Below are 1,156 nucleotides of genomic sequence, written 5' to 3' on the forward strand. Positions count from 1 at the left end.
CCGTGCCGCATCGCCTGCACCATCTTGATCACACCGCCCACACCCGCGGCGGCCTGAGCATGCCCGATGTTCGACTTCAACGACCCGAGCAGCAGCGGCTGTTCGCGGTCCTGGCCGTACGTCGCCAACAGCGCCTGCGCCTCGATCGGGTCGCCCAGCCGGGTGCCCGTGCCGTGCGCCTCCACCGCATCCACCTCGGAGGCGGACAAACCGGCCGAGGCCAGTGCCTGGCGGATGACGCGCTCCTGCGAGGGGCCGTTCGGCGCCGTCAGGCCGTTCGAGGCGCCGTCCTGGTTCACCGCGCTGCCCCGTACGACCGCCAGCACCTGGTGTCCGTTGCGCAGTGCGTCCGACAGGCGCTCCACGACCAGCAGGCCCACGCCTTCCGACCAGGCCACGCCGTCGGCCGCCGCGGCGAAGGACTTGCAGCGGCCGTCGGGTGAGAGGCCGCGCTGGCGGGAGAACTCGACGAAGACGTGTGGCCCGGCCATGACGGTCACGCCGCCGGCGAGGGCGAGCGAGCACTCGCCGTTGCGCAGCGCGTTCGCCGCCAGGTGCAGGGCGACCAGCGAGGACGAGCAGGCCGTGTCGACGGTGACCGCCGGGCCCTCGAAGCCGTAGGTGTAGGAGAGCCGGCCGGACACGACGCTGGAGAGGTTGCCGGCGAGCAGGAAGCCCTCGTACTCCTCGGGGCTCGCCGCGAGGCGGGACGCGTAGTCGTCGTACATGGCGCCGGTGAACACGCCGGTGTCGGAGCCGTGCAGGCCGGTCGGGTCGATGCCGGCGTGCTCGAACGCCTCCCAGGCCGTCTCCAGCAGCAGCCGGTGCTGCGGGTCCATGGCGGTCGCCTCACGCGGCGGGATGCCGAAGAAGGCGGGGTCGAAGCGGTCGGCGTCGTGCAGGAATCCGCCGTGCCGGACGTAGGAGGTGCCGGTGTGGGCGGGGTCCGGGTCGTAGAGGCCGTCCAGGTCCCAGCCCCGGTTGCCGGGGAACTCGCTGATGGCGTCCCCGCCCTCGGAGACCAGCCGCCAGAGGTCGTCCGGTGAGGCGACGCCGCCGGGGTAGCGGCAGGCCATGCCGACGATCGCGATGGGTTCGTCCCGGGCGGCGGTGGGCCGCGGGGCGCGGGCCACCGCCGCCCGGGACGAACCCATCG

1 protein-coding gene is annotated in these 1,156 nt (G+C 73.5%); it reads right to left on the bottom strand.

Annotation, left to right across the window (positions count from 1 at the left end):
* Positions 1-1,156 (bottom strand): polyketide synthase (locus tag K4G64_RS39260; RefSeq protein ID WP_221760619.1); only part of this gene is annotated, 1,156 nt, incomplete at both ends.

Source organism: Streptomyces sp. WAC04114 (assembly GCF_019733245.1).
In the GTDB taxonomy this organism is placed as follows: domain Bacteria; phylum Actinomycetota; class Actinomycetes; order Streptomycetales; family Streptomycetaceae; genus Streptomyces; species Streptomyces massasporeus_A.